A 24,631-nucleotide genomic window follows, 5' to 3' on the forward strand; every position below is an offset into this window, starting at 1 on the left:
AGGACGGTACTACGTCCTTGTATGCCATAGTGCTTTTGGGCTTGTTTGTAGGTCATGTCGCCTTTTTCTACTTGCTCTACAATAGCTAATTTAAAGCCGAGTGTGTAATCTTTCTGTGTTCGTTTAATCCTTGATCTTTCTGCTTTGTCCATTTATAAGCTTCCTTTTCGTAAACTTATTTTAGGACGGGACACAAACATAAAAAAAGCCAAACTCAAAGAGTTTGGCTTTTTCGCAAGCAGTTATCAACCGGATAATGCTCATTTAGATATCACAAAATAGTGGTATCCCGTAGGGGATTCGAACCCCTGTTACCGCCGTGAAAGGGCGGGGTCCTAGGCCTCTAGACGAACGGGACACAGACCACTTCAACCGCTTTCACCGTTAATGTTGAAGTGGCGCGTATATTACTCATATTAAATTGATGTGTCAAGACTTTTGTTCAAATTAATATAATTATTTGATGGGTTTATCTGATAATAAGCAGTAGATGCTATTTAGCGGCTTATCTGTCAACAGACAGTGTGGATAGATGATTGGGCGCCGTAAGTGATACCTAATCCATAAGCTGGTAATGAGTGTCATCGATAGTGCTAAGGCCATATAGCCAAATATGGTTACCCAAATGAGTTGAGTAGATTGCATAGTTATTCCTTTAACTGTAATCGCCTTAAAATAAAGCGATATCACGGCAGCGCTTACTGACGCTGCCTATATATGACAGTTATGGAATCGAATCAATCACAATCAGCTTAACTATCATCTTTGTTACTTAACTCTACGCTTGATTGCTCTTCAATTATGTTGTCTTCAGGTAAGTTGATGGGCATCATCGAGTAATGATTTAAAATTTTGCAAAAAAGTTCTGCCGTTTTTTGAGTGTCATACAGTGCTGAGTGAGCCTCAGAGCCGTCAAACTCGATACCCGCTGCTCTACAAGCCCGAGCTAATACTGTCTGACCAAAGGCAAGCGCTGAAAAGCTTACGGTATCTAATACTGAGAACTGATGGAACGGGTTATGATTTTTGCTATTGGTACGCTCAATCGCTGCATTTAAGAACGATAGATCAAAATGCGCATTATGCCCAATTAAGATACATTGGCGGCATTCGTTTTCTTTACGAACCGCTTTTAGCTCTTTAAAGATACGACGTAAGGCTGATTTTTCTTCTTCAGCAATGGCCTTACGCATAGGGTTATTGGGATCAATTCCAGTAAAGTCGAGCGCGCGCTGCTCTAAGTTAGCACCTTCAAACGGTTCTATATGAGCATTCAGTGGCTCACCTTGATAGAACTTGCCATTGTCGTCCATTAAGATGGGAATACAGGCAATCTCTAGTAGGGCGTCTGTTGCAGCATTAAAGCCAGCGGTCTCGACATCCACCACTACCGGTAAGAATTTACGAAAGCGATCCGCTAATTTAGGCGGCTGCTGTTCCTCATTAGCTGGTGAGGTTGAGAGAGGTTGGTTATCGGTTAAATTGTTTTGAGTCATAGAGCACAAGTCACATTTAAAGTAGAGGAATTAATAGTAAAAAGTAGAGAAAGAGTTAGTCAGAAGACTACTAAAGGGTTACGCTATTAACCAAGTTAAGCCAACATTTGCCGTACTTGCGCTCGGTTGTCTTGTAACTATTTTAGACGTCTCTGACTATATCTACCTAACTGTATTAATCTTAATACAAATACAGTATTTAGGTTAAGCAGACCAGAGCAAATTTTAAACGTATTCGATCTAGTCTATAGTGTTAGGCCTTATCATCAACAAATATAGCGTTATTAATCTTTAATCGACCAAGGTAGGCTGTCACCTGCCATAAGCGGTGTTAAGCTTTGTTCATCCATATACGCATAGCTATTTGGGATAGTTATCGGCTTGTTAACCAAGGTAATGGTCGACTCATTGGTTGGTAAGCCATAGAACTGTGCACCAAACTGGCTCGCGAAGCCCTCTAGTCTATCAATCTTACCAACGCTATCAAAAGCAGTCGCATATAAGGGCAGGGCGATAGAAGCGGAATAGCAGCCTGCGCAGCCGCAGGCATTTTCTTTGGCATGAGTGGCATGCGGTGCAGAGTCAGTGCCTAAGAAGAATTTAGGATTGCCACTGGTCGCCACATCAAGCAGCACTTTTTGGTGCTGTTGACGCTTTAAGATTGGTAAGCAGTAAAAGTGCGGCTTAATACCCCCTACCAATAAATCGTTACGGTTAAACAGTAAATGCTGCGGCGTAATTGTCGCGGCAACCAATTCATTCTGTTCAAGTACAAAGTCAGCAGCATCGCCTGTGGTGATATGCTCAACCACCAGTTTTAGCTCTGGGAAGCGTTTGACCATATTGCTTAATACTTGGTCAATAAACTGCTTTTCACGGTCGAAGATATCGACGTGCGAGTCGGTCACTTCGCCATGAATCAATAACGGCATACCATATTGCTGCATCGCTTCAAAGACATGGCTACGGCCACCTAAGTCGGTCACGCCATCTGCCGAATTGGTCGTGGCGCCAGCAGGGTAGAGCTTAACTGCCTGCACGATACCAGACTCAGCCGCTGCTTTAATATCATTCGCGGTTGTTTGATCGGTTAAATAAAGTGTCATACGTGGCTCAAAGCTTTGCTTGAACGCATCTTTGATATCCGACTGCTCTAGTGCTTGTAGGATGCGGTCACGGTACGCACGTGCATCGTCAATATTTTTAACGGGCGGTACAAGGTTTGGCATACACATAACACGGTTAAAGCTTTGCGCAGCGTGTGGTACTGTGGTCTGCAGTGATGCGCCATCACGTAGATGAATGTGCCAGTCATCAGGACGGGCGATGGTAATCTCTGTAAGTTCAGTATTATTTTCGGTGGTTAGCGTTTGGGTATTGCTCATCATAATCAGCCGTTATTCCATAAGTTTGTAAAGTGGGTGAATGGGATAGCGCTCACACATAAGTGTTGCTAAATTTACGGTCTATTGGGCAATATATTCTGCCGTGGATAGATAAAAATCAAATAGGGTAATGATAACAGGTTTTGCGCTTAATTCGGCTGTTGTCATGACTGAGCCACCTAGTTTTCTTGCCTGATTTAACACATATTTGCATGAGGGCTTGCTTTTGTTAGGGGTTCAAATAGTGTAAACTGAAATATTGAATACATTGAGTTATTCGTATGACTGACATACGAGGTTTGGCTTATTAATATCGCACGCAGATACTATTAAGTTTTATTTTATGGGTCGTTAATTTAAATATTATTAAAGGATGCACTATGTCGATAGATAATAAAGAGAATATCAATAAAATCGTTCTGGCATATTCAGGCGGTCTTGATACCTCGATTATTGCGAAATGGCTACAAGACACTTATGACGCTGAAGTTATTACTTTTACGGCAGACATTGGTCAAGGTGAAGAAGTAGAGCCTGCCCGCGCTAAAGCAGAAGCGATGGGTATCAAACATATTCATATTGAAGATTTGCGTGCAGAATTTGCCCGTGATTATGTATTCCCAATGTTCCGCGCTAACGCTATTTATGAAGGCGAGTACTTACTTGGTACTTCTATCGCACGTCCTTTAATCGCCAAACGCTTGGTTGAAATCGCCAAAGAGCATAACGCTGATGCTATCAGCCACGGCGCAACAGGTAAAGGTAACGACCAAGTTAGATTTGAATTAGGTGCTATTGCTCTAGCGCCAGAGGTTAAAACCATCGCGCCTTGGCGTGAGTGGGATTTATCAAGCCGTGAAAGCTTAATGGCTTATGCCAAAGAGCATAACATTTCAATCGATTTTTCTGCCAATAAGAAGAAATCACCTTACTCAATGGATGCCAACTTACTGCACATATCTTATGAGGGTGATATCTTAGAAGATCCATATGCAGAAGCTGAAGATGATATGTGGCGCTGGTCAGTTAGCCCAGAAGAAGCACCAGATACCCCTGAGTATATTGAGCTTGAGTACGAAAAAGGTGACATTGTCGCTATCGATGGCGAAAAACTAGAGCCATATGAAGTGATGATTAAGCTGAATGAACTTGGCGGTAAACATGGTATCGGCCGTCTAGATATCGTTGAAAATCGTTACGTTGGCATGAAATCTCGTGGCTGTTATGAAACGCCAGCAGGTACCATTATGCTAAAAGCACACCGCGGTATTGAGTCCTTAACTCTTGACCGTGAAGCGGCTCACCTAAAAGATGAATTGATGCCTCGTTATGCAAAAATCATCTATAACGGTTATTGGTTCAGCCCAGAGCGTCAAATGCTGCAAGCACTAATCGACAAATCACAAGAGTATGTGACGGGTACTGTTCGCGTTAAGCTATACAAAGGTAACGTGAGCGTGGTTGGCCGTAAATCACCTTACTCATTATTTGATGAGAAAATTGCGACGTTTGAAGATGATGCTGGTGCTTATGATCAAAAAGACGCAGAAGGCTTTATTCGTCTAAATGGCTTACGTTTGTCAATTGAGGCAAGCCGTGGCCGTGATCTATCTAAGTAAGTAGTTGTTTAGACCTTAGATAGAAGTCTAACCAGACTGTTTGCCCAATAAAAAAGCAGAAGTAAATTTACTTCTGCTTTTTTATGGGCTTGGTTTTATAACTAAGTTTTATAACTAAATAATTAAAACTGATATTATCCTATGCTATTTTGATTTGATTTTAGGCGGTAGTAAAGAATTCTCTAAATAGTGGATATTTTGCGCCTGTGCCACAAATTTAGGATCTTTTAAAATCAAATCTCTATGCAGTGGGATATTGGTCTTGATACCGGCGATAATGAGCTCATCTAACGCTTGCAAGGTCTTCGCAATGGCCTGTTCACGCGTCTGACCATGGCAGATAAGCTTACCAATTAACGAATCATAGTATGAGGGAATTTCATAACCAGGGTAGAGATGAGAGTCAAAACGCACGCCAGAGCCACTAGGAATAAAATATTGAGTTACTTTACCCGGTGAGGGTGCAAAGGTTTGTGGGTCTTCAGCATTAATACGGCATTCAATCGCGTGACCATGCACGCTAATTTCATTTTGGCGATAAGACAGACCATAACCGGCCGCAATCTTTAACTGCTCTACCACCACATCAATACCGGTCACCATTTCAGTTACCGGATGCTCTACTTGAACACGGGTATTCATTTCAATAAAGAAAAACTCGCCATCTTCAAATAAGAATTCAAACGTGCCAGCACCGCGGTAGCCAATACGCTCAGACGCTTGTACGCAAGCCTGCAAGATAGGTTCACGAATGTCATCAGGAATATCAGCGGCAGGCGCTTCTTCTAATACCTTTTGATGACGACGCTGTAACGAGCAGTCGCGGTCATATAAGTGGATCGCATTGCCATTACCATCGCCTAAAATTTGTACCTCGATATGGCGCGGGTTTTGTAAATAGCGCTCCATATAGACGCTGTCATCTCCAAACCAAAGCTCTGCTTCTTGCTTGGCGGCTTGTACTTGCTCGTTGAGCTGATCAAAACGCTCAACAATACGCATACCACGGCCACCACCACCGGCGGCGGCTTTAATCAATAGCGGAAAGCCGATATTTTTGGCCTGTTCTTCAGCATTATTTAAAGTGACAGTACCGATTGATCCGGGAACAGTTGGCACGCCGGCTTGCTTCATGGCATTAATGGCAGAGACTTTATTACCCATTAAACGGATATGATCGGGGTGCGGGCCGACAAAGGTAATCCCTGCTTCTTCAATATTTTCAGCGAATTCAGCATTTTCGGATAAAAAGCCATAGCCTGGATGAATAGCGTCACTACCTGTGATTTCAGCAGCGGTAATAATAGCGCCTGTATTAAGATAGCTTTGATTGGCATTGGGTTTGCCAATACAAATAGCCTCATCTACAAAGCGCAGATGCATAAGGTCTTCATCGGCGGTCGAGTAGACGCCAACAGTTTTGATGCCGAGCTGCTTGCAGGCACGCACGATGCGTAGAGCAATTTCGCCGCGATTGGCGATAAGCAGTTTTTTTATCATCAAGGTGCCTATATTTTAGCTTCTATAACGGATAACAGGTTGTCCAAACTGAACAACATCGCCATTCTCAACCAATATAGCATCGATAATGCCACTTTGAGTCGCTTCTAATGGGTTCATGATTTTCATCGCCTCGATAATACCTAAGGTATCACCCGCTTGAACCTTTTGACCAGGTGCTACAAATGGGGGGTCATTTGGGCTTGGTGCTGCATAGAATACGCCAACCATTGGTGAGGTTTCAACACTACCAGGATGTACAGCTTCTGCTGCAGGCTCTGTCATATAAGCGGGATTCGCTGCTACCATTGGCGGCAGTGGGGTATTGTAATGGCGTGTTAGGCTAACACTGTCGTCACCCGTCTTGACCTCGAGATTGACAAGGTCCTTTTCTTCCATTAGCTCAATGAGCGTACGTATTTTATCAATGTCCATACGATTGCCTATAAGGGTATTATTATAATATTCAGCATATTGTAACAAATTTTATCGCATCTGATGAGTCACAAATGATGCTTTTCAGTGTAAATGTCAATTAAATATACAAGCGCACTGTTAATCGGATTTTAAGTCCGTTGATGGTTGCTATATAAGTGACTTATTTAAGTGTGTAAGCGCTATTGTTGTCGCTGACTTTTAATATCAAGTACCTGACGTTGTCGATAATTTAAGCGTAGTGTCAGCAAAATAGAGGACAAGGTCAAGCCGGTAACCAACGCAATCCAAAAGCCTTTTGCTCCAGTATCGGTAAATCTTACAAGATAAGTGCCTAATGGCAGGGCAACCAACCAATAACAGAACAGGGTAATCCACATGGGCACTTGCGTGTCTTGCATACCGCGTAAAATACCAGCGATATTTACCTGCCAGCCATCTACTAACTGATAGGCAATGGCAAATAACAGTAAGAACATAGCTTGTGCCTTGACCGCGGGATTATCTGTAAACGCTTCTGCTAAGTTTTCACGGAATAGCCAAACGCCAAGCATACTACAAAAGGCAATCGCCACTGTCCAGATAAGCCCCGTACGCTGAACTTGTTGTAATGCAAGCCAATTTTGCTCGCCATAGCGATTAGATACCATAATTGTGAGAGCCATTGCAACTGACAACGGAATCATGAACAGCTGTGAGGTAACCGCTAAGGCCACCTGATGCGATGCCACCGCGATTTCACCGAGTGGACTAATCACAATAGATGCCAAGCTAAACAAACTGGCCTCAAAGAAAATCGAGATACCAATGGGCACACCTAATTTAAATAGCTTACCAATTTGTTGGCGATTAGGGCGAGCAAAGTTATAAAAAAACCGTGTTTCATTAAAAGACTGATGCTTTGAGAAGTACAAATAAGTGGCCAGTAAAATAACATTCGACCACAGTACACAGGCCGTCGCAAGGCCACAACCGGCACCGCCCAATTCTGGCAGACCAAATAAACCATGAATAAAAATATAGTTAATGGGGATGTTAATCAGTAAACCGATGATACTAATAATGGTGACCGGCTCTGGTCGACCTAACGCTTCACAGTAGCTGCGCAGTACCGCATAGCAAGCAATGGCAGGAAAGCCCCAAGCCACGAAACGTAAGTATTGACCAGCTTTAGGTTGAATGTTATCTGGAACGCCCATCATTCCTAAAATATTAGGCGTTAGTGATACCACGATAAGGCCAATTAGTCCGATACCCAATGCCGCCCACAACGATTGCTGAGTGATATGCGGGACGTGATGCGGTGCTTTCTGACCTATCTTCTCGCCAATAAGCGGTGTGGTAGCAATCAAAATACCCGTCGCTAACAAGAATAATGGCAGCCATATACCGGAGCCGATAGACACTGCCGCTAAGTCTAATGCCGATACGCTACCTGCCATGATAGCATCGACCACGCCCAAAGCTGCTTGGCAAAACTGAGTAATTAATATGGGTAATACTAACGTGCCCAGACGTACGCTGTGCTGCTTGAAGTCAGTAAATGAAAGATTTGGGAGCATAAGCAAACTTCTAAATAATAAGCAAAATAACCTGCCTATAGGCAGGTTATTGATGACGCTAAAACGGCGTTATCATTTTAAATAACAGAAGATTAATCTATTGCTAATATCGCTTTTTATAGACTTTTTTAGGATGCGATAGCCTTATTATAAAAAATGACAAAAGCTATTTTACACAAAGTGGGTGACAAATTTATAAAATTCATCTTACATAAATGCTAGTGAAACGTTAAAAAATCTATCATCTAAGCAATGAGCACGTATAATAAGTGTGCCCTATATTTCTGGCTATATTTTGAGATTTTATTCAACAAAAATAAAGGCGTGACTATAACATTATCTGCCTGCGAGTATAAGACCTATCTTTATGTCCTCTTTGATTGATTCAGCCCATATCCCTCTGGCTCTCTATATCCATATTCCATGGTGTGTCAAAAAATGCCCGTATTGTGATTTTAATTCACATACTCTGCCGGTGGCTGATTCTGCTGGCATCTATAATAATAGCGAGCCGACAATTGATTATTTTGTTGAATATGTCGATGCCTTAATCAAAGATATTGATGCCCAGCTGCCCTTCATTCAGCAGCGTGAGATAAGCTCTATTTTCATTGGTGGGGGTACGCCTTCTTTATTGCCGATACAGCAATATAAGCGCCTGTTTGCTCATTTAAAAAAGGTACTACCGTTAGCGGATGATATTGAAGTGACCATGGAGGCAAATCCGGGGACTTTAGAGTATGCTCCCTTTGAGGAGTATCTAGACGTTGGGATTAATCGGCTGTCTATCGGGGTGCAAAGCTTCTCTGATGAGAAGCTAAAAGCATTGGGACGTATTCATAATGCTAATCAGGCAATGTCAGCGACTAAAGCGGCCATTAAAGCAGGCTTTAAGCGGATTAATATTGACCTAATGCATGGTCTACCTAATCAATCGGTAGAGGAGGCGCTGCAAGATATAACGCTTGCGCATCAGGCAGGGGCGACGCATATTTCTTGGTATCAGCTAACGATTGAACCCAATACCGTGTTTTATAGGAATACGCCTGTGTTGCCCGATGATGATAATCTGGCAGACATTGAAGAGCAGGGCAGTGCGCTATTAAAAGAGCTTGGCTATCGTAATTATGAAGTATCGGCTTGGGTCGGCGCCTCTGATAAAGGCTCACGTCATAATATTAACTATTGGCAATTTGGTGATTATTTGGCCATTGGTGCTGGCGCGCATGGCAAAATCACAGTTACTAATTTGGATGGTATTGTATTAGACGGTATTGTATTAGATAAGCAAGAGGATATGATTGAAGCAAGTGATACTGGCAATAAGCAACTTCCGGACATTTATCGCTTTAGTAAGACCCGCTTGCCCAAAGACTATGTGAATTATCGGCATTACCCTAAGACAGTGGGCTTTAATCTTATCGCAGCTGATGAGCTAGCAGGCGAGTTTATGCTCAACGTGCTACGCTTAACCGATGGGGTGCCGCTGAGTATGTATAGCGAGCGTACAGGGCGAGCAGTTGGCGAGATATTACCGACAATTCATAAGCTGCAAGCGCAAGGCTTATTGGTAAAGGATGAAGACTGGATAGCCCCTACACAGCTGGGTCGGCGTTATTTAAATCAAGTGCTGCAAGCATTCTTGTAGGACAATTTAGTCGCTGTACTTTAAGCTTTGATTTATTAGCATAGGCTTTGTTATTCGATTATTATCTGATTTTGAGAGTTTTGTATTAATTCATGGTTTATTTATTGGTTATAAGGAGATAGCGTATGGCAGGGTATGTATTAGCATTGGACCAAGGAACGACCTCAAGCCGTGCCATTATCTATGACGATAGAGCGCGCCCCATACAAATATCCCAAAAGCCGACCCAATTAAATACGCCAAAAGCGGGTTATGTTGAACAAGATGCCATGCAAATTTGGCACACTCAGCTTAGTTGCGCACATGATGCGATTAACCGTGCTGGGTTGTTGGCGATTGAAATATCAAGCATTGCGATTACCAATCAACGTGAGTCCATTGTTATTTGGGATAAGAAAACCGGTAAACCGCTAGCGCCAGCGATTATTTGGCAAGATAGACGCTCTGATAAGTGGTGCCAGAATCTACAAAAACAGCAGCTAGATGATTCTAATATCAGTATGCAAGAGCGTGTACAGTCGATTACTGGTTTGCGTCTGGATCCTTATTTTAGTGCCAGTAAAATCGTTTGGATGCTTGAAAACCATCCCGAACTGCGTAGCCGTGCTCAGCGCGGGGAGGTCTCAGTAGGTACAATTGATAGTTGGCTCATGTATAACTTAACTGGCGGTGAGCATGTGATTGATATCACTAACGCTTCGCGTACCTTGATATATGATATTAATAAACTTGAATGGTCAGCTAATTTATTAAGTAAATTCGAGATACCCAAGCAAATACTGCCAAAAGTGCTGCCCTCTGATGGCGAATTTGGCAAGACCAGAAAAGGACTGTTTGCTAAACAGATTCCTATTCATGCGGTATTGGGTGATCAGCAAGCCGCTATGTTTGGGCAAGGTTGTGTGTCAGAGGGGATGGCAAAAAACACCTATGGCACCGGCTGTTTTATGCTGATGAACATCGGCTCAGAGGTTCAGTTAAGTCAGCATCATTTATTAACCACAGTTGGTTGGCAGCGCCGTCTGGGCTCAGCTCAACCTATCAATAATCCTATTGAGCATCCGTCATTATCTAAACTGGTTGAGTCAGGAAAACGCATGCTAGTGCCAGGTAAGCGCGAAGTCACCTATGCGTTAGAAGGCAGTGTGTTTATGGCAGGTGCAATCGTGCAATGGCTGCGTGATAATTTGGGTATCATTCAAAAAACAGAAGATATTGAAGCACTTGCCAATCAAGTAGACGACAGCGAGGGCGTGGTATTAGTGCCTGCATTTACTGGACTTGCTGCCCCGTACTGGCGCTCAGACATCACTGCGAGCATCTCCGGTATGACGCGCGGCACCACTAAAGCGCATATTGCTCGCGCAGCATTAGAGTCGATAGCGTTTCAGGTTTATGATGTGTTGGGTGCGATGCAAAAGGATAGCCCCACGCCATTAACTGAGTTAAGAGTCGATGGCGGTGCATCAAATAACAATCTATTGATGCAGTTTCAGGCAGATTTGTTGGGTGTACCGGTACTGCGTCCGCAAGATACAGAGATTACTGCCAAAGGCGTGGCATTGTTGGCAGGTATAAAAAGTGGACTGTATGATGAGAGCACCATCAACGACTCTTGGCGACTGGATAAAGCATTTGAACCAAGTATGTCTCAATCGGATCGAGAGCAGCATTTAGAAAAATGGCATACAGCTATTAAAAAGACATTGAATTAATAAAGTCAGTTTATAGCTAAAAGATAAGCTTTAGATGGATAAACCAATTGATGATACAAAGCGTTACCTAATCCTATAAATCAAATCATATGCTTTACATCTGTCCACTATTACTCTCGTAAGCACAGCCTATATACTAAAAATGAAGCTAGCAAAAAGCATCCGACTTTAGATGCTTTTTATTCATTCATAACATAATAAATACATTATTATAAATAGTATAAGGATGACATTATGAGTAATCGTGACCACATCGATGGCAAAGTTGTTAAAGAGATGTCGAAGGAGACCAGAGATGATTTAAATGCTGACCCCATCACTGGTAAACCAGGCTCGCATCCTATTGGTACGACGGCCGTCGGTTTAGGCGGTGCAGCAGCAGGTGCAGCGATTGGCTCAATGGCTGGACCATTAGGTACTCTAATTGGCGGTGCAGTGGGTGCTATCGTTGGCGGCGGTGCAGGTCATGCTTCAGCTGAAGCGTTAAACCCAACGCATGAAGAAGAATACTGGCGTGCTCAATATGCCAATGCTGAATATTTTAAAGCCGATCATGATTTTGACCGTGATTATCATCCAGCTTATGCGGTTGGCTATGCAAATCGTCACCGTTATCCAGAAGGCGCACGCTTTGAAGACTATGAAGCAGATTTGAAGCATTCTTGGGAGCAAGTAAAAGGTGATTCTCGCTTAACGTGGGCAGATGCACGTCCTGCAGCGCATGATGCTTGGCAACGTGTTAGCCGCTAATAATTAGTTAGAAGCTTTTGTTAAGTTTTTTATAAATAGCTTTAATCTAGTTGCTTACTAAGACTGAGAAGTTGACCAACCAATCAAGAAGGAGTGCTCATCAAATGAGCACTCCTTTTTTACGGTTCTAAATACCATGTATGCAAAAATATTATCATTGCGAAAAGAGTGATACAGTATCTAATTGCATGGAAAAAGACTCAGAGACCGTTATTATAATAAAATGAGACTGACGATTGATTTACATGGCTAGACAGAGCCAGTCGCTTAACCAGACACTAAGGATAAATAATGGCTTATCACAATAAGAATAATCAAGATAAAACTTTTTATATCGCCACTAGCAATCTTTTGAATTTAGCACTGCCTAATCGAGTGGTATATAACAATATGGACCCTTATACCGATGAGGTCTATCAAAAGAAGCTGGCAGGTTTACAAGAGTTGTTAAAGCACGCTAAGGCAGATGTTTTCGCATTTCAAGAAGTGTGGGATGAAAAAGCATTGCAAGACTTAGCCGGACGTCTAGGGTTTGAACATGCTCAAGTATTAGCACCTATGGCAAGTAATGATGCCTCTAGTAAATGGACAGCGGGCAAAGGTGCTCAAGGTACGCCAGCTGTGGGTATTATTTCAAAGTTTAAGGTGATTGATTGGCAGCTACTGACAGACTTTGATCCATTAGCGGTGGTCGATATCCCGGATCAAGGATTATATAAGGCCTTTAACCGTCAGCCCTTGGTTGTAACCCTTGATGTCTTCGGTCAACCCATTACGGTCATTACCGCACATCTGAAAAGCAAACGTCCACAATATTTACGTGATGAAGAGGGCAATCGTTTAGAGGATTATGATGATCCTATGGTCAGGGTACGGGCAAAATTGAGAAGCCTGTATATGCGTGCTGCAGAAGCCGCTGCACTCAGACTGTTTATGATAGATAAGCTGTACCATACCCGTCATCCGATTATATTGCTTGGCGATATGAACGATGTCACCGATAGTGTGACTACTCAGCTTTTGGCAGAGACCAGTGAGGTAATTTATGATAAATCCATGCGCGATGTGGCTTTGTTTGATGCTGCACGGGTACAAACCAGTTATGGTTGGATGAAAGATGTGGCGTATACTCATCTATATCAAGGTATGCCAGAGATCATAGACCAGCTTTTTGTTTCAGAGGAGTTCTTGGTCGATGGTAAGTTCTCTATCGGAGAGGTGGAACGCGTTGATTATTTCAACGATCATCTAAAGCGTGATTATGATGATCGTTACTCTGACCATGGTATTGTACGAGCCAAAATTAAATTAAAAGACGAAATTAATAGTTAATATTAAGTTCTGAATGGTATTAACAGTAGGATAAATGGTATAACTATTAACTACAAATTAAGTTACAATGGTAACATAACTAAAGAATAAAAACTTTATAGAAGGTATTTGTTAATCAAAAGAAGTAAGCTTTATTAGTAACACAAACGGATATGATTGCTTTGCCGTTATTATAAATACCTAAAGCTGTATTCATCGACAATATATTAAGAGTTTATTATGTTAGATCGACACGATGACTTAATCAATGATATTCTGGTTGATTCTGACTTAGCCAAATTAATTGTGCCTAACAAATTTAAGCATACTAGTAAGCAAGGTCGGGCCCGCCGTCAGAAATTGTTGATGGGTGCAAAAAAGCTTAGTGAATCTAAGCGTATTCAGGATATCACACTAGCTGAGGTTTGCGAAGAGGCCGGCATACCTAGGGCATCCGCTTATCATTTCTTTCCTAATGTGGAATCCATATTTTTGGCGCTGCGTTTCTTAAATTATATGGAAACCTATAATACGCTTGAGAAAATGGATATCACGCCTTATAAGCGTTGGCAAGATGCCTTAGCTGCTGTGTTAAGGCAGTCTGTCGTTCTGTTTAATTCTGACGTCACCAAAAATAAGCTGATGTATGGCTCAAATACTCCTGACTTTGATGGTGATGAGTATGGTGGGAAGGTAGATAGGCAGATGGCGGCATTGATTGTTCGTAAGTTCTCTGCTAAGTTTTCGATGACGCGATTTCACTATATAGAAGATCAGTTTCTAATTACCTATCACATTTCGCACAGTATCTTCGCTTTGTCATTTAGACAGTATGGCCGTATAACAGAAGATATGTTAGAGGAAGCAACCAAAGCAGCGATTGCATATCTGCGCTGTTATCTACCTGAGAATTTACCCCGTAAATAGCCGTTTATATGCGTATCAATACAAAAGCCACTCAATTTGAGTGGCTTTTGTATTGATACGCATTAACTTTTATGCATTTACTTCCAAGTATAGGTTAAAGAGGTAAAGAAGTTAGTACCGTCATCTGAGCTATAACCTGGTGTGGTAATATATTTCTTGTTAAACACATTATTTAAACGTGCTGACATCGATAACGCAGGCGTTAATTGATAATTACCGCTAATATTCACTAAGTTATAGTCGTCAATTTTATCAGTGTTTTTGATATCAACATAATAATCATCAACATATTCGTACTCTGCACGAATATCTAAATCAGCTAATTGATAGCCTACATATACCATTCCTTTATTCTTTGGACGAGTAGGCAGGTAGTTACCGTCATTGTCTTTACCACTATCATCCTTTGCTTCTTGATAATCATAGCTAAAACCAAATAGATAATCATCGATATTCCAATCAGAGGTTAAAGTAACCCCTTTGATTTTTGCTTTATAAACATTTTGTGGGATATAGCTAGGTTCCTCTGCTAAGATAAAGTCATCGACTTTATTGTAATAACCCGTTAAACGTGTCGATTGTAAAACGGTATTATAATCTATGAAAGCTTCATAGTTATCACTGGTTTCAGGGTCTAAGTCTGGATTGGCATATCCTGGATAATATAAATCATTGAAGGTTGGTACTCTATAGCCTTTGGCATAGTTAACACCAGCACGAAGCTGCGGTGTAAAGTTATAAGCAGCACCTAAGTTATAAGTGGTTTTATCATCAAAATCTGAGTAATTATCGTGGCGTAAATTAGCTTGAGCATCAATATTATTATAAGACACCAAATAGCCTAGAAATCCACTAGTGACTTTTCTATCTGATGGGCTGTAGTCTACTTTTGTAGGAATATAGTTAGGTGCAGGATACACATTTAAATAACCATCAAGTTCCTGGTTCAAATGTTCAATACCGTATATTCCGGTACCGACAGGTAGTTTATGTTGACCTGTGATGCTGATTTGGTCTTGCTTAGTTTCGTAATTACTCGAATAGGTTGGGTTTTCAGATTCGTCAATAGAATGACCATAGGCAATTTTAACAGTAGATTCTGGCGCATAACGCCAGTTTACAAAGGCCGTAGCGGCACCATTTTTTTGTTTGGCTTTGGTGTCGTCTTTCCCAATAGTTGCACCACTATCAAATTCGGTTTCTGAATCGCTATATAGAGCGCTGATACCCACATCTAAATCTGCATTAATTTGCTGATTTAGATGTAAGCTATAGTTATTACTCTCAAAACCATCATCATCCCTGTTATAAGATGGGTTTGGATTCTCAGGGTTTGGTAAGGTAGCACTATAACCTTTGGTCTCATTACGGCTTGCTGATAGGCTTAAGTTGGTACCACTATCATTACTAAATTGAGCGGTTGCACCGTATAAGTAGTGATCATGCGAACCGGCACCTGCTGTCACCGAAAAATTACTTTGATCTACATTAGTGCCTTTAGTGAAAATCTGAATAACACCGCCGACAGCGTCTGCACCATAGATACTAGAGCCTGACGCACCATATAGTATTTCAATACGTTCAATTTGATCTGCAGGTAATAGACTTAAATTTGCACCACCTCCGCTAATAGCACTATAACGAACCCCATCAATCAATACTAAGATGCTGTTTTTATTAAAGCCACGTAGATAGAAGTTGTCATTAGTGCCCATGCCACCATTTTGTTTAAAATTAAAACCTGGCTGACGTTTGATAACATCAAGTACCGTTTGACCTTGATAGCGCTTTAACGCCTCACTATCAATAACACGTACCTGAGCGACTGTATTATTAATGGCAGTCGGTGTACGAGTCGCAGTGACCACAATTTCGGGTAGGGTAACGGTACGCTCACCATTAACGGGGTCGATAGCGGCTAGTGCTGGGCTACAAATAACAGCTGAGGTTAATAGGGCTAATGATTTTTTGTTCAGCATGGATTTGTTACCTGTTAAGCTGGCGATTAATAAGCTTTTGTACAAAGTGCTATACGGGGTATTCATGGTCTGGCCTAAGTTAAAAATATTAAATAAAAAGGGTACTGATAAACACAGTGGGTTAACAAAGCTATTATCGCTTAAATATTTTTTAAATAAAACTCATTTAAACGATTTATACTCAGGGTATCCTTAGTTATATTCATCTTACTGCATTATACAGACAATAATTAAAAAGTATCGTGAGAAGTTAAATTGTAAGTAAGCTTACATTATAAATATTAAGATTTACTAAAGTCTTGTTACCTAGCAAACTCGTGCTAAAATTAGCGACTGTATTTTATAAACTTAATAATTAATACTGTCTTAGGCTGTCAAAGATGCTCACCTCCAAACAAACTGCTTGTCCTGATTTATCCCCGTCTTCATCCTCTATAAACCAACGGACTGGTGTGAGGAAGGAAGTAGGTAAAGAACAGTTTAGGCCAGATGCCGCTAGATATATCATGTTGATTGTTGGGCTAGTGTTGGCACTATTCTTGTCATTGGGTGCGCAGGCAGCTGATCCAGATACCCCTTCTACAGCAGAAGCCTCTGCCGAAGAAGTCAGTATTGACCCCTTTGGTCGTCAGACACCGCGTAGTACAGTACAGGGCTTTATCAAAGCATTATCGGAAAATAACTCATCACTGGCAGCCAATTATCTTAATTTAAATGCTGGCGAGAATCCTGTTGAGATTGTGCGTCAAGTTAAGCTTGCCCTCGATACCGGCGGACGTCTGAATGCCGAGCTTCAAATTAGTAATGCACCTACCGGTAATTTAGCCGATCAATTGCCGGCTATTTTAGAGAAGGTAGGTACGATTACCGCAGGTGATCAAGTTATTGATATTTTGCTGGTACGTAAGACAGCCAGTAATGGGGGACAATACTGGCAGATATCAGCTGAAACCATTCAATCGATTAAGAATACTGATTTTTCTAAAACAACTTCTATTATCGATCGGTACACGCTAGACCCTTTAAAAGACAAAATGGTCAGCGGTTATAACCTCGCTGATGTGTTTGCGGTATTCTTATTAGCGATATTTTGTATCATCGTTTCCTACCTCGTATTTGGTGTCATTTACCTGCTGCTCAAAATCTACTATCCAAAGGTGCGTAATAAGCCGCTACCAGTAGATGCCAAGTTTATATTACCGTTAGCATTGGTGATGACATCGCTCATTTTGTATGAAGTGATGGTCTATGCAGGGGTGTCGGTGACGGTGCGTGAGCCGGTCAACCGCATTAAAGATATCGTCGGTTGGTTTGCCTCAACGTGGTTATTGTTGCGCGTTATCGATGCTATCTTCAGCCGAGCTGAGCGTCAGAGCTATAAACGCAATCAGACTGAGCGGGTATCTATTCTTAGCTTGTTACATAAGCTTGTTAAGGTGCTGCTGCTCATATTAGCGTCAATATTTATCTTCGGTAACTTAGGATTTGATTTAACCACGGGTATCGCAGCACTGGGTGTGGGTGGTTTGGCATTAGCCCTTGGTGCGCAAAAGATGATCGAAAACTTAGTCGGGAGTGTGGTGGTGGTTGCAGACCAGCCGGTACGCGTTGGCGACTATTGTAAGTTCGGTGATCTTGAAGGCACGGTTATTGATATCGGTATTCGCTCGACCCGAGTACGTACTTTAGACCGTACAATCGTGACCGTGCCAAACGGTGACTTCTCATCGATGTCTATCGAGAACTTTGCATCACGTGATATGTTCCATTTTTTACATAACTTTTATATCAAGCGAAATGTGGATGCGGAAACATTAGAAAGCTTCCTAAAAGGAATGAATGAATTCGTTGTGGCACATGAATATAGTAACTCAGAGTGGAATCAAGTGCGCATCGCTGAGATACGTCAAGACTGTCTAATAATTGAAGTTCGGACCTATATGTATGTGAAAAATGGCGCTTCTGAGTTTTACGATAAGCAGTCGCAGCTGATTATTGATCTCTTAAAAGAGATGGAGAAATACCCAATCGAGCATGCACTACCAACACAGAAGATGGTGTTAGAAACAGAAAGTCCGTTAAAAGAGCCAGAGCAAGCATCAGAGGCTTAAATTTCTGTATCGCTTCACATCTATCTTGGCGCATTAGTAAAAGCGTTCATGACAAGACATAATGCTAAGATAAATAAAAAAGGCCACCTCATGAACTTATGAGGTGGCCTTTTTATTCTTAATTGATTTCTTATCTACCTACTACTTAATAAATTAAAGTGGTAGGGAGGAGTGGATTTGACTCTAACTTATGAGGCGTTATCCGGTTTGTTCTTTTTCAATAAAACCAATACTGCGCCATTACCACCATCTTTGGGCGGAGCAGAAACAAAGCCCAATACTTCAGGTAATTGACGTAGCCAACCATTCACACAAGTTTTTAGTACCGCGTCAGTACCTTTACCATGAACGATTTTCACCACATTTTCATTGTTCTTTTTAGCCTGAGCAATCAGGGTGGTCATCGCTTCACGTGCTTCATCGATAGTGCATCCATGGATATCAACCGCATCGTACCAGCGCAGCTTACCTTGCTTAAGTTGAGTAAATACTTTGTTTTGTAGAGATGGGGTCTTATAAGTCAGATAAGCATCACCGCTTACGGGGTTTAGAAGCGCTTGCATATCTGACAAGCCAGCCTCTAATGATTCAGACTCTGCGCCTTGTGCTGCTGCACGTTTAGATAGAGTAGCGGCATTAGGTTTGGTGACTTTTGGCTTAGCTACATCGGAGATAGTATTGTTATCTTCAATGGGAGTAACGCCCGCCATCGCCTGCATAAACAATACTTTGTCGTCATCGATGTGTTCGCTGTCTAGCTGCTTAACTGTTTTCTCTACTTGCTTTTTGGTCGGTAGCGCAACAGGATCAGTCGGTTTTTCATTTTCAGGGTCATTAGGTGACGTTGCACGACCTTTGCTTAATTCACCTTTGAGCTCTTTAAGCTGTTCTTGCATCTCTTTTGAAAATAATGATTTAGCCATAATATGTACCGCGTTATTTGAATGAATTTAAAAGTAAAAATGTAGGTTTTGATAATCGGCTGTGAGGATAATGAGAAATGCTAAAAATAGCAAAGTTACCCTTATCGCTGCTCATTAATATTAACCTTATGATAAAGAGTCTAGCAGGCTAGCGAGTGTATCACCAGGGCGCTCAGTTTTCATAAACTGCTCACCAATTAAAAAGCAGCTGATTTGGTTATTGAGCATAAGCTGCATATCTTCTGTGCTATGAATCCCACTTTCTGTGACCAATAACTGAGGTTTGGCATCCGCAGCTGTTTGATTATTAATAAAGGTTTTTAGGGTTATGGAGGTTTGCAGGTCAGTATTAAAGGTATTGAGGTCGCGATTATTAATACCGTAGATATTGTGCTTCGATTCAGGAAGCGCTAAGGCTCGCTCAAGCTCTGATTGGGTATGCACCTCAATCAATACATCCATGTCCAGCTCACAGGCAATACGATGCAGCTCATGTAGCGTCTCGTCATCTAAACAGGCCACAATCAATAAGATACAGTCGGCACTCATCAAATATGACTGATAGATTTGATAGACATCAATCATAAAGTCTTTACGCAGTACTGGTAGGGCGCAGGCTGATTTGGCTTGTTCTAAATACTGCGGATGACCTTGGAAATATTGCTCATCCGTCAATACCGACAAGCAAGCAGCGCCGGCTTGTTCGTACTGCTTTGCAATCTCACTTGGATTAAAGTTAGTGCTGATAATACCTTTAGAGGGCGAGGCTTTTTTAATTTCAGCAATAATGCCTGGGTTGCCTACCTGCTGCTTATTGAGCAGTGCTTGAGCGAAGCCGCGACGTGGGACACTGTTTGCAGCCAACAGCTGTTCTGCTTCTGCCTTGATAGTCGCCAAGTCTTTATTACCTTTAGCGGCGGCTACCTCCGACTCTTTGGTCAGGACTATTTTCTTCAAAATTGATGGAATAGCATCATGGGTCATAGTGTTCTCGTATATCAATAATGGGGTTGTGGCAGTCAGACTAGATACTTAAGCCTTTAAAGACTGGGTGTAAGCCGCCAACTCATTCATTTTTTGCAATGCTTTGCCGCTACGAATAATGGTTTGTGCTTGGCTTACCCCATTAGGGAAGTTGCTAGCAAGTCCGGCCACATAAATGGCGGCACCGGCATTTAGCGCAATCATATCACGCGCTTTATTCACTTTTGACTGAGTGCTCTCCTCGCCAGATAATGCTGCTTGGATAAGCTCAAGACTTTGTGCAGAAGAGTCCACGCTTAATCCGACCAATGTTTGTGATTTAACTCCAACATCTTCAGGGAAAAGGTCATAAACGGTCACTTCACCATCTTTTAGTTCGGCAATCTTGGTACTGGTTGCTAGACTAATCTCATCTAAACCATCTTTAGAACCAACGACTAATACATGGTCTGCGCCTAGATTTTTAAGCACATGGGCCAATGGCTCGCACAAAGTATCTGTAAAGACACCGATAATCGAGCTTTTCACGCCGGCAGGGTTAGTTAGAGGGCCTAAAATGTTGAAGATAGTGCGAATCTTTAAAGCACGGCGTACAGGGATGGCATACTTCATTGCCGGATGGTGATTGGGTGCAAATAAGAAACCGATTTTTTGATTTTCAATGCATAGCTTGGCTTGTTCTGGGGTAATGCTCAAATCAATACCGGCTTGCTCTAATAAGTCTGAGCTACCCGATTTTGAGGATACGCCGCGGTTGCCATGCTTAGCCACATGTGCGCCTGCGGCTGCTGCGACAAAGGCTGAAGCAGTAGAGACGTTAAATAAGTTGCTACCATCACCGCCGGTGCCGACGATATCAACTAAATTGCGGCAGCCTTCAAGCTCGATTTTACTGGCAAAATCTAACATGACCCTAGCTGAAGCGGTAATCTCGTCGATTGACTCACTCTTCATGTTAAGACCAGTCAGGATAGCACCCATCATAGCGTCAGAGCATTTGCCATCCATAATCACGGTCATCACTTCTCGCATCTCTTTTTGAGTCAAATCAATACGTTTAATAATGCGGCCAAGTGCGGTGGTTAATAGGTCATGGATTTGTTCATCGGTCATATTAGCCGTAGAGAAAGGAGCAGTGTTTGTCATAGGTTTTATAACTGTATTGTTGGTTTAAGGAATAAAAATAGTGCAAATCTAAATTATTATACATAACATACTGGTAATGACTAGGCTAAATAGCGAAACATCAACTGACTGATGGTTTTTAGCTATTTATTGCAGTTGAATAAGGCCTAAAAGTGTAGCAAATTAGCCTAAGCAGTTATTTGTATTTTCTAATAAGCATCTATTCATAATAAATGATGTGATATTAAAAAGTTGTTAAAGAGCTGTAAGCCGGCATGACTTAAAATAGATTCAGGATGAAATTGTACGCCTTCGATAGGCAACTGCTTATGACGAATACCCATCACTTCATTCACATGACTATTTATATCTGTAGATAAGCTCTTGCTTTCAACCTCTGTTTGCTGCGTCCATGCCGTTATCTCAAGCGACTCTGGCAAAGTCTCTTTATCAACAATAAGAGAGTGATAGCGCGTAAACTCGGTTGGTGAGGGCAAGTCTTTAAAAACGCCTGCCTGATTGTGATGTACCTTAGAGATTCGGCCATGCATAATCTGCGGAGCATGAATAACTTGTGCACCGAAGGCTTGAGCAATCGCTTGATGTCCAAGACAGACGCCAAGCATGGGCAGGGTATCTGAAAAATGGCGAATACAGTCTAGGGTAATGCCTGCTTCACTGGGCGTCCCTGGACCAGGACCCAATACAATAGCCTTTGGCTGTAGTGCTTCGATATCTGCTAAGCTGACGGCATCGTTTTTATAGACCTGCACCTCAGCTTCAAGCTGCTCAAGATACTGCACTATATTATAAGTAAAGCTGTCGTAGTTATCTAAAAGCAGAAGCATGGAGGAGTCCTTAGTCTAAGCCGTTTGCTCTTTTTCGTTCTTCTTTCAGTACGAGAAGTTAGCAGGCACAAAATACTTTGAAGGCGTGATTATACCTAAATAGCTTATGGCATTCGAATAGAGCATGTGTTGTAACTATTCAAAGAAGTTCCGTTCAAAGAAGCCGCGTTGTTTAACCGGAGGTTTTTATCAGATAAATATTAAATCAAAGTGGCTATCATATAAAAATAGCTACCTCATGAAAGTAACTATCAGGTAAAAGTAACTATCAGGTAAAAGAAAGGATTGAGATAAAGCGCTAACAAAAGCAATCTTTAATCCTTCACTAATAAGGCATTATTTTAGAGAAGATTTGCACAAAAATAGTGCGTGTCCGCTTACTATTTTGCACCATTTCAGCTAAACTTAGCTTTAAAAGGGGTAATAAATATTTAAATAGAGCGTGTAAGCGCTGTTTAGACGCTTTAAGCAAGATAATAGTAAATGTTTTAAAATTGGCACGCGAGTTGCAATATCTATTACATAAACTTGGTCAAAGCAGTTTCTGACTAATCGAACAAATCAAAGTAAAACGCTGAGTATTTGATTTGATAATCAGGCAGGCAAGCGTTATTCATCTAATGCAGCAACATTGATGGTTCTAATTAACTTTTAAAGCGATATGCATTTTTAAAGGCAAAACGTATTTTAGAGAAGATTTAAGAATTTAATCAAAAATTGCTACTAGGATTTTGCAGCGCTGTCGCCTATACTGATTTTTGATAAGATGATGATGTGCAAGCTTTATAAAAATAAGCCAAGGTGCAACATAATAACTCTTAGCTCAGCTCAACACACAACCAATTTCATTGTGACATATTAATGGAGACACAAATGTCGAACAAATTATTAGATCTAATCAAAGAGTCTAACGCTAAATGGGTAGATTTTCGCTTTACCGATACTCGTGGTAAAGAGCAGCATATCAGCTATCCTGCTTCAACTATCGATGAAGACGTACTAGAAGACGGTAAAATGTTTGACGGTTCATCAGTTGCGGGCTGGAAAGGCATTGAAGCTTCTGACATGATTTTGCGTCCAGATCCAGAAACGGCATTTGTGGACCCATTCTTCGATGCAACGACCGTAGTAGTAACGTGTGATATTATCGAACCTACTACGATGCAAGGTTATGAGCGTGACCCACGTTCTATCGCACGCCGTGCTGAAGAGTACTTAAAATCAACCGGTATCGGTGATACGGCATATTTTGGTCCTGAGCCAGAATTCTTCATATTTGATGACGTAAAATGGTCTATCGATATGTCAGGCGCTCGTCACCGTATCACTGCGGAAGAAGCTGCTTGGTCAACTGACAATGACTATGACTGGGGCAACATGGGTCACCGTCCACGCGTTAAAGGCGGTTATTTCCCAGTACCACCAGTAGATAGCTCACAAGACTTACGTTCAGTTATGTGTCAGCGTCTAGAAGACATCATGGGCCCAGACCGTGTTGAAGTGCATCACCACGAAGTAGCCTCATGTCAGTCTGAAATTGGTGTGTCTTTTAACACTATGGTTCGTAAAGCGGACGAAGTACAGCAGTTCAAATACGTGGTACATAACGTTGCGCATCAGTTTGGCAAAACAGCTACTTTCATGCCAAAACCAATCGTTGGCGATAACGGCTCTGGTATGCACGTCCATATGTCAATTTCAAAAGATGGCGTAAACACCTTTGCAGGTGATGAATATGCTGGATTATCTGAAACAGCGTTATACTACATTGGTGGTATTATTAAGCACGCACGCGCGCTTAATGCGATTGTTAACCCATCAACGAACAGCTATAAGCGCCTAGTGCCTCATTACGAAGCACCTATTATGCTAGCTTATTCAGCGCGTAACCGTTCAGCGTCTATTCGTATCCCATACGTAAGCTCGCCAAAAGGCGTTCGTGTTGAAGCCCGCTTCCCAGATCCAACCGCTAACCCTTACTTGGCATTTGCTGCACTATTAATGGCAGGCCTTGACGGTATTCAAAATAAAATACATCCAGGCGATGCGGCTGATAAGAACTTGTATGACCTACCTCCAGAAGAAGAAGGTTCAATCCCAACGGTTGCTGAAAGCTTAGATGTTGCTCTTCAAGCGCTTAAAGATGACCATGACTTCTTACTAAAAGGTGATGTATTTACTAAAGGTATGTTGGACGCGTTTATCGAGCTTAAAGAAGAAGAAGTACGTCGTCTAAATACGACTGTGCATCCAATAGAGTTTGATATGTACTACAGCCTATAATTTAAGCTTTGGTTTAGAGTTAGTCTGATA

General features: G+C 41.7%; 19 protein-coding genes, 1 tRNA gene and 1 pseudogene. 8 read left to right on the plus strand and 13 right to left on the minus strand.

All coding sequences use genetic code 11. The annotated features are described in order from the left end of the window. From AC2SLM_RS11425 to pyrC, 5 genes and pseudogenes are all read right to left on the minus strand, one after another. Positions 1-152: pseudogene (locus AC2SLM_RS11425) on the minus strand (IS3 family transposase); the annotation flags it as partial. Positions 153-282: 130 nt separating this feature from the next. After that, positions 283-358: transfer RNA gene (locus AC2SLM_RS11430), tRNA-Glu, on the minus strand. Between the two features lie 98 nt (positions 359-456). Beyond that, a complete protein-coding gene (locus AC2SLM_RS11435) occupies positions 457-645 on the minus strand; it encodes a hypothetical protein (protein ID WP_486540477.1) in 189 nt (62 codons plus the stop codon). 107 nt (positions 646-752) lie between these two features. Further along, complete coding sequence (gene rnt, locus AC2SLM_RS11440; protein ID WP_486553965.1) at positions 753-1,496, minus strand: ribonuclease T; 744 nt, start codon at positions 1,494-1,496, stop codon at positions 753-755. A 284-nt stretch (positions 1,497-1,780) separates the two neighbouring features. After that, the gene (pyrC, locus tag AC2SLM_RS11445) at positions 1,781-2,881 is read right to left on the minus strand and encodes a dihydroorotase (RefSeq protein ID WP_486540637.1); all 1,101 of its coding nucleotides are present in this window, start codon (positions 2,879-2,881) and stop codon (positions 1,781-1,783) included. Positions 2,882-3,261: 380 nt separating this feature from the next. Between pyrC and AC2SLM_RS11450 the strand changes: the two genes are divergently transcribed. After that, a complete protein-coding gene (locus tag AC2SLM_RS11450) occupies positions 3,262-4,500 on the plus strand; it encodes an argininosuccinate synthase (RefSeq protein WP_486540473.1) in 1,239 nt (412 codons plus the stop codon). A gap of 144 nt (positions 4,501-4,644) precedes the next feature. Here the strand turns inward: AC2SLM_RS11450 and accC are convergent, their stop codons facing one another. The 3 genes from accC to AC2SLM_RS11465 form a co-directional block, all read right to left on the minus strand. Next, positions 4,645-6,000: an acetyl-CoA carboxylase biotin carboxylase subunit gene (accC, locus tag AC2SLM_RS11455; RefSeq protein ID WP_486540471.1), complete on the minus strand. Its 1,356-nt coding sequence runs from the start codon at positions 5,998-6,000 to the stop codon at positions 4,645-4,647. Between the two features lie 15 nt (positions 6,001-6,015). Next, positions 6,016-6,435, minus strand: a complete 420-nt coding sequence (gene accB / locus AC2SLM_RS11460) for an acetyl-CoA carboxylase biotin carboxyl carrier protein (protein ID WP_486553967.1) — start codon at positions 6,433-6,435, stop codon at positions 6,016-6,018. A gap of 182 nt (positions 6,436-6,617) precedes the next feature. Continuing rightward, complete coding sequence (locus AC2SLM_RS11465) at positions 6,618-7,997, minus strand: MATE family efflux transporter (RefSeq protein WP_486553968.1); 1,380 nt, start codon at positions 7,995-7,997, stop codon at positions 6,618-6,620. Between the two features lie 367 nt (positions 7,998-8,364). Here AC2SLM_RS11465 and hemW point away from each other — a divergent pair, with 367 nt between their 5' ends. From hemW to AC2SLM_RS11490, 5 genes are all read left to right on the plus strand, one after another. Continuing rightward, the gene (gene hemW / locus AC2SLM_RS11470; protein ID WP_486553970.1) at positions 8,365-9,645 is read left to right on the plus strand and encodes a radical SAM family heme chaperone HemW; all 1,281 of its coding nucleotides are present in this window, start codon (positions 8,365-8,367) and stop codon (positions 9,643-9,645) included. 125 nt (positions 9,646-9,770) lie between these two features. Then, positions 9,771-11,360 (plus strand): glycerol kinase GlpK, encoded by a 1,590-nt coding sequence (gene glpK, locus AC2SLM_RS11475; RefSeq protein ID WP_486553972.1) that lies wholly within the window; start codon positions 9,771-9,773, stop codon positions 11,358-11,360. A 234-nt stretch (positions 11,361-11,594) separates the two neighbouring features. Then, positions 11,595-12,110 (plus strand): hypothetical protein, encoded by a 516-nt coding sequence (locus tag AC2SLM_RS11480; protein WP_486553973.1) that lies wholly within the window; start codon positions 11,595-11,597, stop codon positions 12,108-12,110. Between the two features lie 291 nt (positions 12,111-12,401). After that, positions 12,402-13,442 (plus strand): endonuclease/exonuclease/phosphatase family protein, encoded by a 1,041-nt coding sequence (locus AC2SLM_RS11485; RefSeq protein ID WP_486553975.1) that lies wholly within the window; start codon positions 12,402-12,404, stop codon positions 13,440-13,442. Positions 13,443-13,661: 219 nt separating this feature from the next. Then, positions 13,662-14,348, plus strand: a complete 687-nt coding sequence (locus tag AC2SLM_RS11490) for a TetR/AcrR family transcriptional regulator (RefSeq protein WP_486553977.1) — start codon at positions 13,662-13,664, stop codon at positions 14,346-14,348. Positions 14,349-14,425: 77 nt separating this feature from the next. On the opposite strand, the gene AC2SLM_RS11495 is transcribed toward AC2SLM_RS11490, so the two are convergent. Further along, positions 14,426-16,393, minus strand: a complete 1,968-nt coding sequence (locus AC2SLM_RS11495; RefSeq protein ID WP_486553979.1) for a TonB-dependent receptor — start codon at positions 16,391-16,393, stop codon at positions 14,426-14,428. Between the two features lie 314 nt (positions 16,394-16,707). Between AC2SLM_RS11495 and AC2SLM_RS11500 the strand changes: the two genes are divergently transcribed. Next, positions 16,708-18,438: a mechanosensitive ion channel family protein gene (locus tag AC2SLM_RS11500; protein WP_486553981.1), complete on the plus strand. Its 1,731-nt coding sequence runs from the start codon at positions 16,708-16,710 to the stop codon at positions 18,436-18,438. 188 nt (positions 18,439-18,626) lie between these two features. On the opposite strand, the gene AC2SLM_RS11505 is transcribed toward AC2SLM_RS11500, so the two are convergent. The 4 genes from AC2SLM_RS11505 to AC2SLM_RS11520 form a co-directional block, all read right to left on the minus strand. Then, the gene (locus AC2SLM_RS11505) at positions 18,627-19,361 is read right to left on the minus strand and encodes a Smr/MutS family protein (protein WP_486553983.1); all 735 of its coding nucleotides are present in this window, start codon (positions 19,359-19,361) and stop codon (positions 18,627-18,629) included. A gap of 126 nt (positions 19,362-19,487) precedes the next feature. Further along, positions 19,488-20,345 carry an indole-3-glycerol phosphate synthase TrpC gene (gene trpC, locus AC2SLM_RS11510; protein WP_486553984.1) on the minus strand — a complete coding sequence of 286 codons (858 nt, stop codon included), beginning with the start codon at positions 20,343-20,345 and terminating at the stop codon, positions 19,488-19,490. Between the two features lie 48 nt (positions 20,346-20,393). After that, on the minus strand, positions 20,394-21,491 hold the full coding sequence (gene trpD, locus AC2SLM_RS11515; protein WP_486553986.1) for an anthranilate phosphoribosyltransferase: 1,098 nt from the start codon (positions 21,489-21,491) through the stop codon (positions 20,394-20,396). Positions 21,492-21,694: 203 nt separating this feature from the next. Next, positions 21,695-22,318, minus strand: a complete 624-nt coding sequence (locus AC2SLM_RS11520; RefSeq protein ID WP_486553988.1) for an anthranilate synthase component II — start codon at positions 22,316-22,318, stop codon at positions 21,695-21,697. A gap of 873 nt (positions 22,319-23,191) precedes the next feature. On the opposite strand from AC2SLM_RS11520, the gene glnA reads away from it, so the two are divergent. Further along, positions 23,192-24,601: a type I glutamate--ammonia ligase gene (gene glnA / locus AC2SLM_RS11525; protein ID WP_486553989.1), complete on the plus strand. Its 1,410-nt coding sequence runs from the start codon at positions 23,192-23,194 to the stop codon at positions 24,599-24,601. Positions 24,602-24,631 lie beyond the last annotated feature (30 nt).

The organism is Psychrobacter sp. CX16 (assembly GCF_057396245.1).

Bases quoted from the DNA above. Each gene is read 5' to 3' on its own strand.
- AC2SLM_RS11435 (WP_486540477.1), bottom strand. From the start codon at position 645: ATGCAATCTACTCAACTCATTTGGGTAACCATATTTGGCTATATGGCC.
- rnt (WP_486553965.1), bottom strand. From the start codon at position 1,496: ATGACTCAAAACAATTTAACCGATAACCAACCTCTCTCAACCTCACCA.
- pyrC (WP_486540637.1), bottom strand. From the start codon at position 2,881: ATGAGCAATACCCAAACGCTAACCACCGAAAATAATACTGAACTTACA.
- AC2SLM_RS11450 (WP_486540473.1), top strand. From the start codon at position 3,262: ATGTCGATAGATAATAAAGAGAATATCAATAAAATCGTTCTGGCATAT.
- accC (WP_486540471.1), bottom strand. From the start codon at position 6,000: ATGATAAAAAAACTGCTTATCGCCAATCGCGGCGAAATTGCTCTACGC.
- accB (WP_486553967.1), bottom strand. From the start codon at position 6,435: ATGGACATTGATAAAATACGTACGCTCATTGAGCTAATGGAAGAAAAG.
- AC2SLM_RS11465 (WP_486553968.1), bottom strand. From the start codon at position 7,997: ATGCTCCCAAATCTTTCATTTACTGACTTCAAGCAGCACAGCGTACGT.
- hemW (WP_486553970.1), top strand. From the start codon at position 8,365: ATGTCCTCTTTGATTGATTCAGCCCATATCCCTCTGGCTCTCTATATC.
- glpK (WP_486553972.1), top strand. From the start codon at position 9,771: ATGGCAGGGTATGTATTAGCATTGGACCAAGGAACGACCTCAAGCCGT.
- AC2SLM_RS11480 (WP_486553973.1), top strand. From the start codon at position 11,595: ATGAGTAATCGTGACCACATCGATGGCAAAGTTGTTAAAGAGATGTCG.
- AC2SLM_RS11485 (WP_486553975.1), top strand. From the start codon at position 12,402: ATGGCTTATCACAATAAGAATAATCAAGATAAAACTTTTTATATCGCC.
- AC2SLM_RS11490 (WP_486553977.1), top strand. From the start codon at position 13,662: ATGTTAGATCGACACGATGACTTAATCAATGATATTCTGGTTGATTCT.
- AC2SLM_RS11495 (WP_486553979.1), bottom strand. From the start codon at position 16,393: ATGAATACCCCGTATAGCACTTTGTACAAAAGCTTATTAATCGCCAGC.
- AC2SLM_RS11500 (WP_486553981.1), top strand. From the start codon at position 16,708: ATGCTCACCTCCAAACAAACTGCTTGTCCTGATTTATCCCCGTCTTCA.
- AC2SLM_RS11505 (WP_486553983.1), bottom strand. From the start codon at position 19,361: ATGGCTAAATCATTATTTTCAAAAGAGATGCAAGAACAGCTTAAAGAG.
- trpC (WP_486553984.1), bottom strand. From the start codon at position 20,345: ATGACCCATGATGCTATTCCATCAATTTTGAAGAAAATAGTCCTGACC.
- trpD (WP_486553986.1), bottom strand. From the start codon at position 21,491: ATGACAAACACTGCTCCTTTCTCTACGGCTAATATGACCGATGAACAA.
- AC2SLM_RS11520 (WP_486553988.1), bottom strand. From the start codon at position 22,318: ATGCTTCTGCTTTTAGATAACTACGACAGCTTTACTTATAATATAGTG.
- glnA (WP_486553989.1), top strand. From the start codon at position 23,192: ATGTCGAACAAATTATTAGATCTAATCAAAGAGTCTAACGCTAAATGG.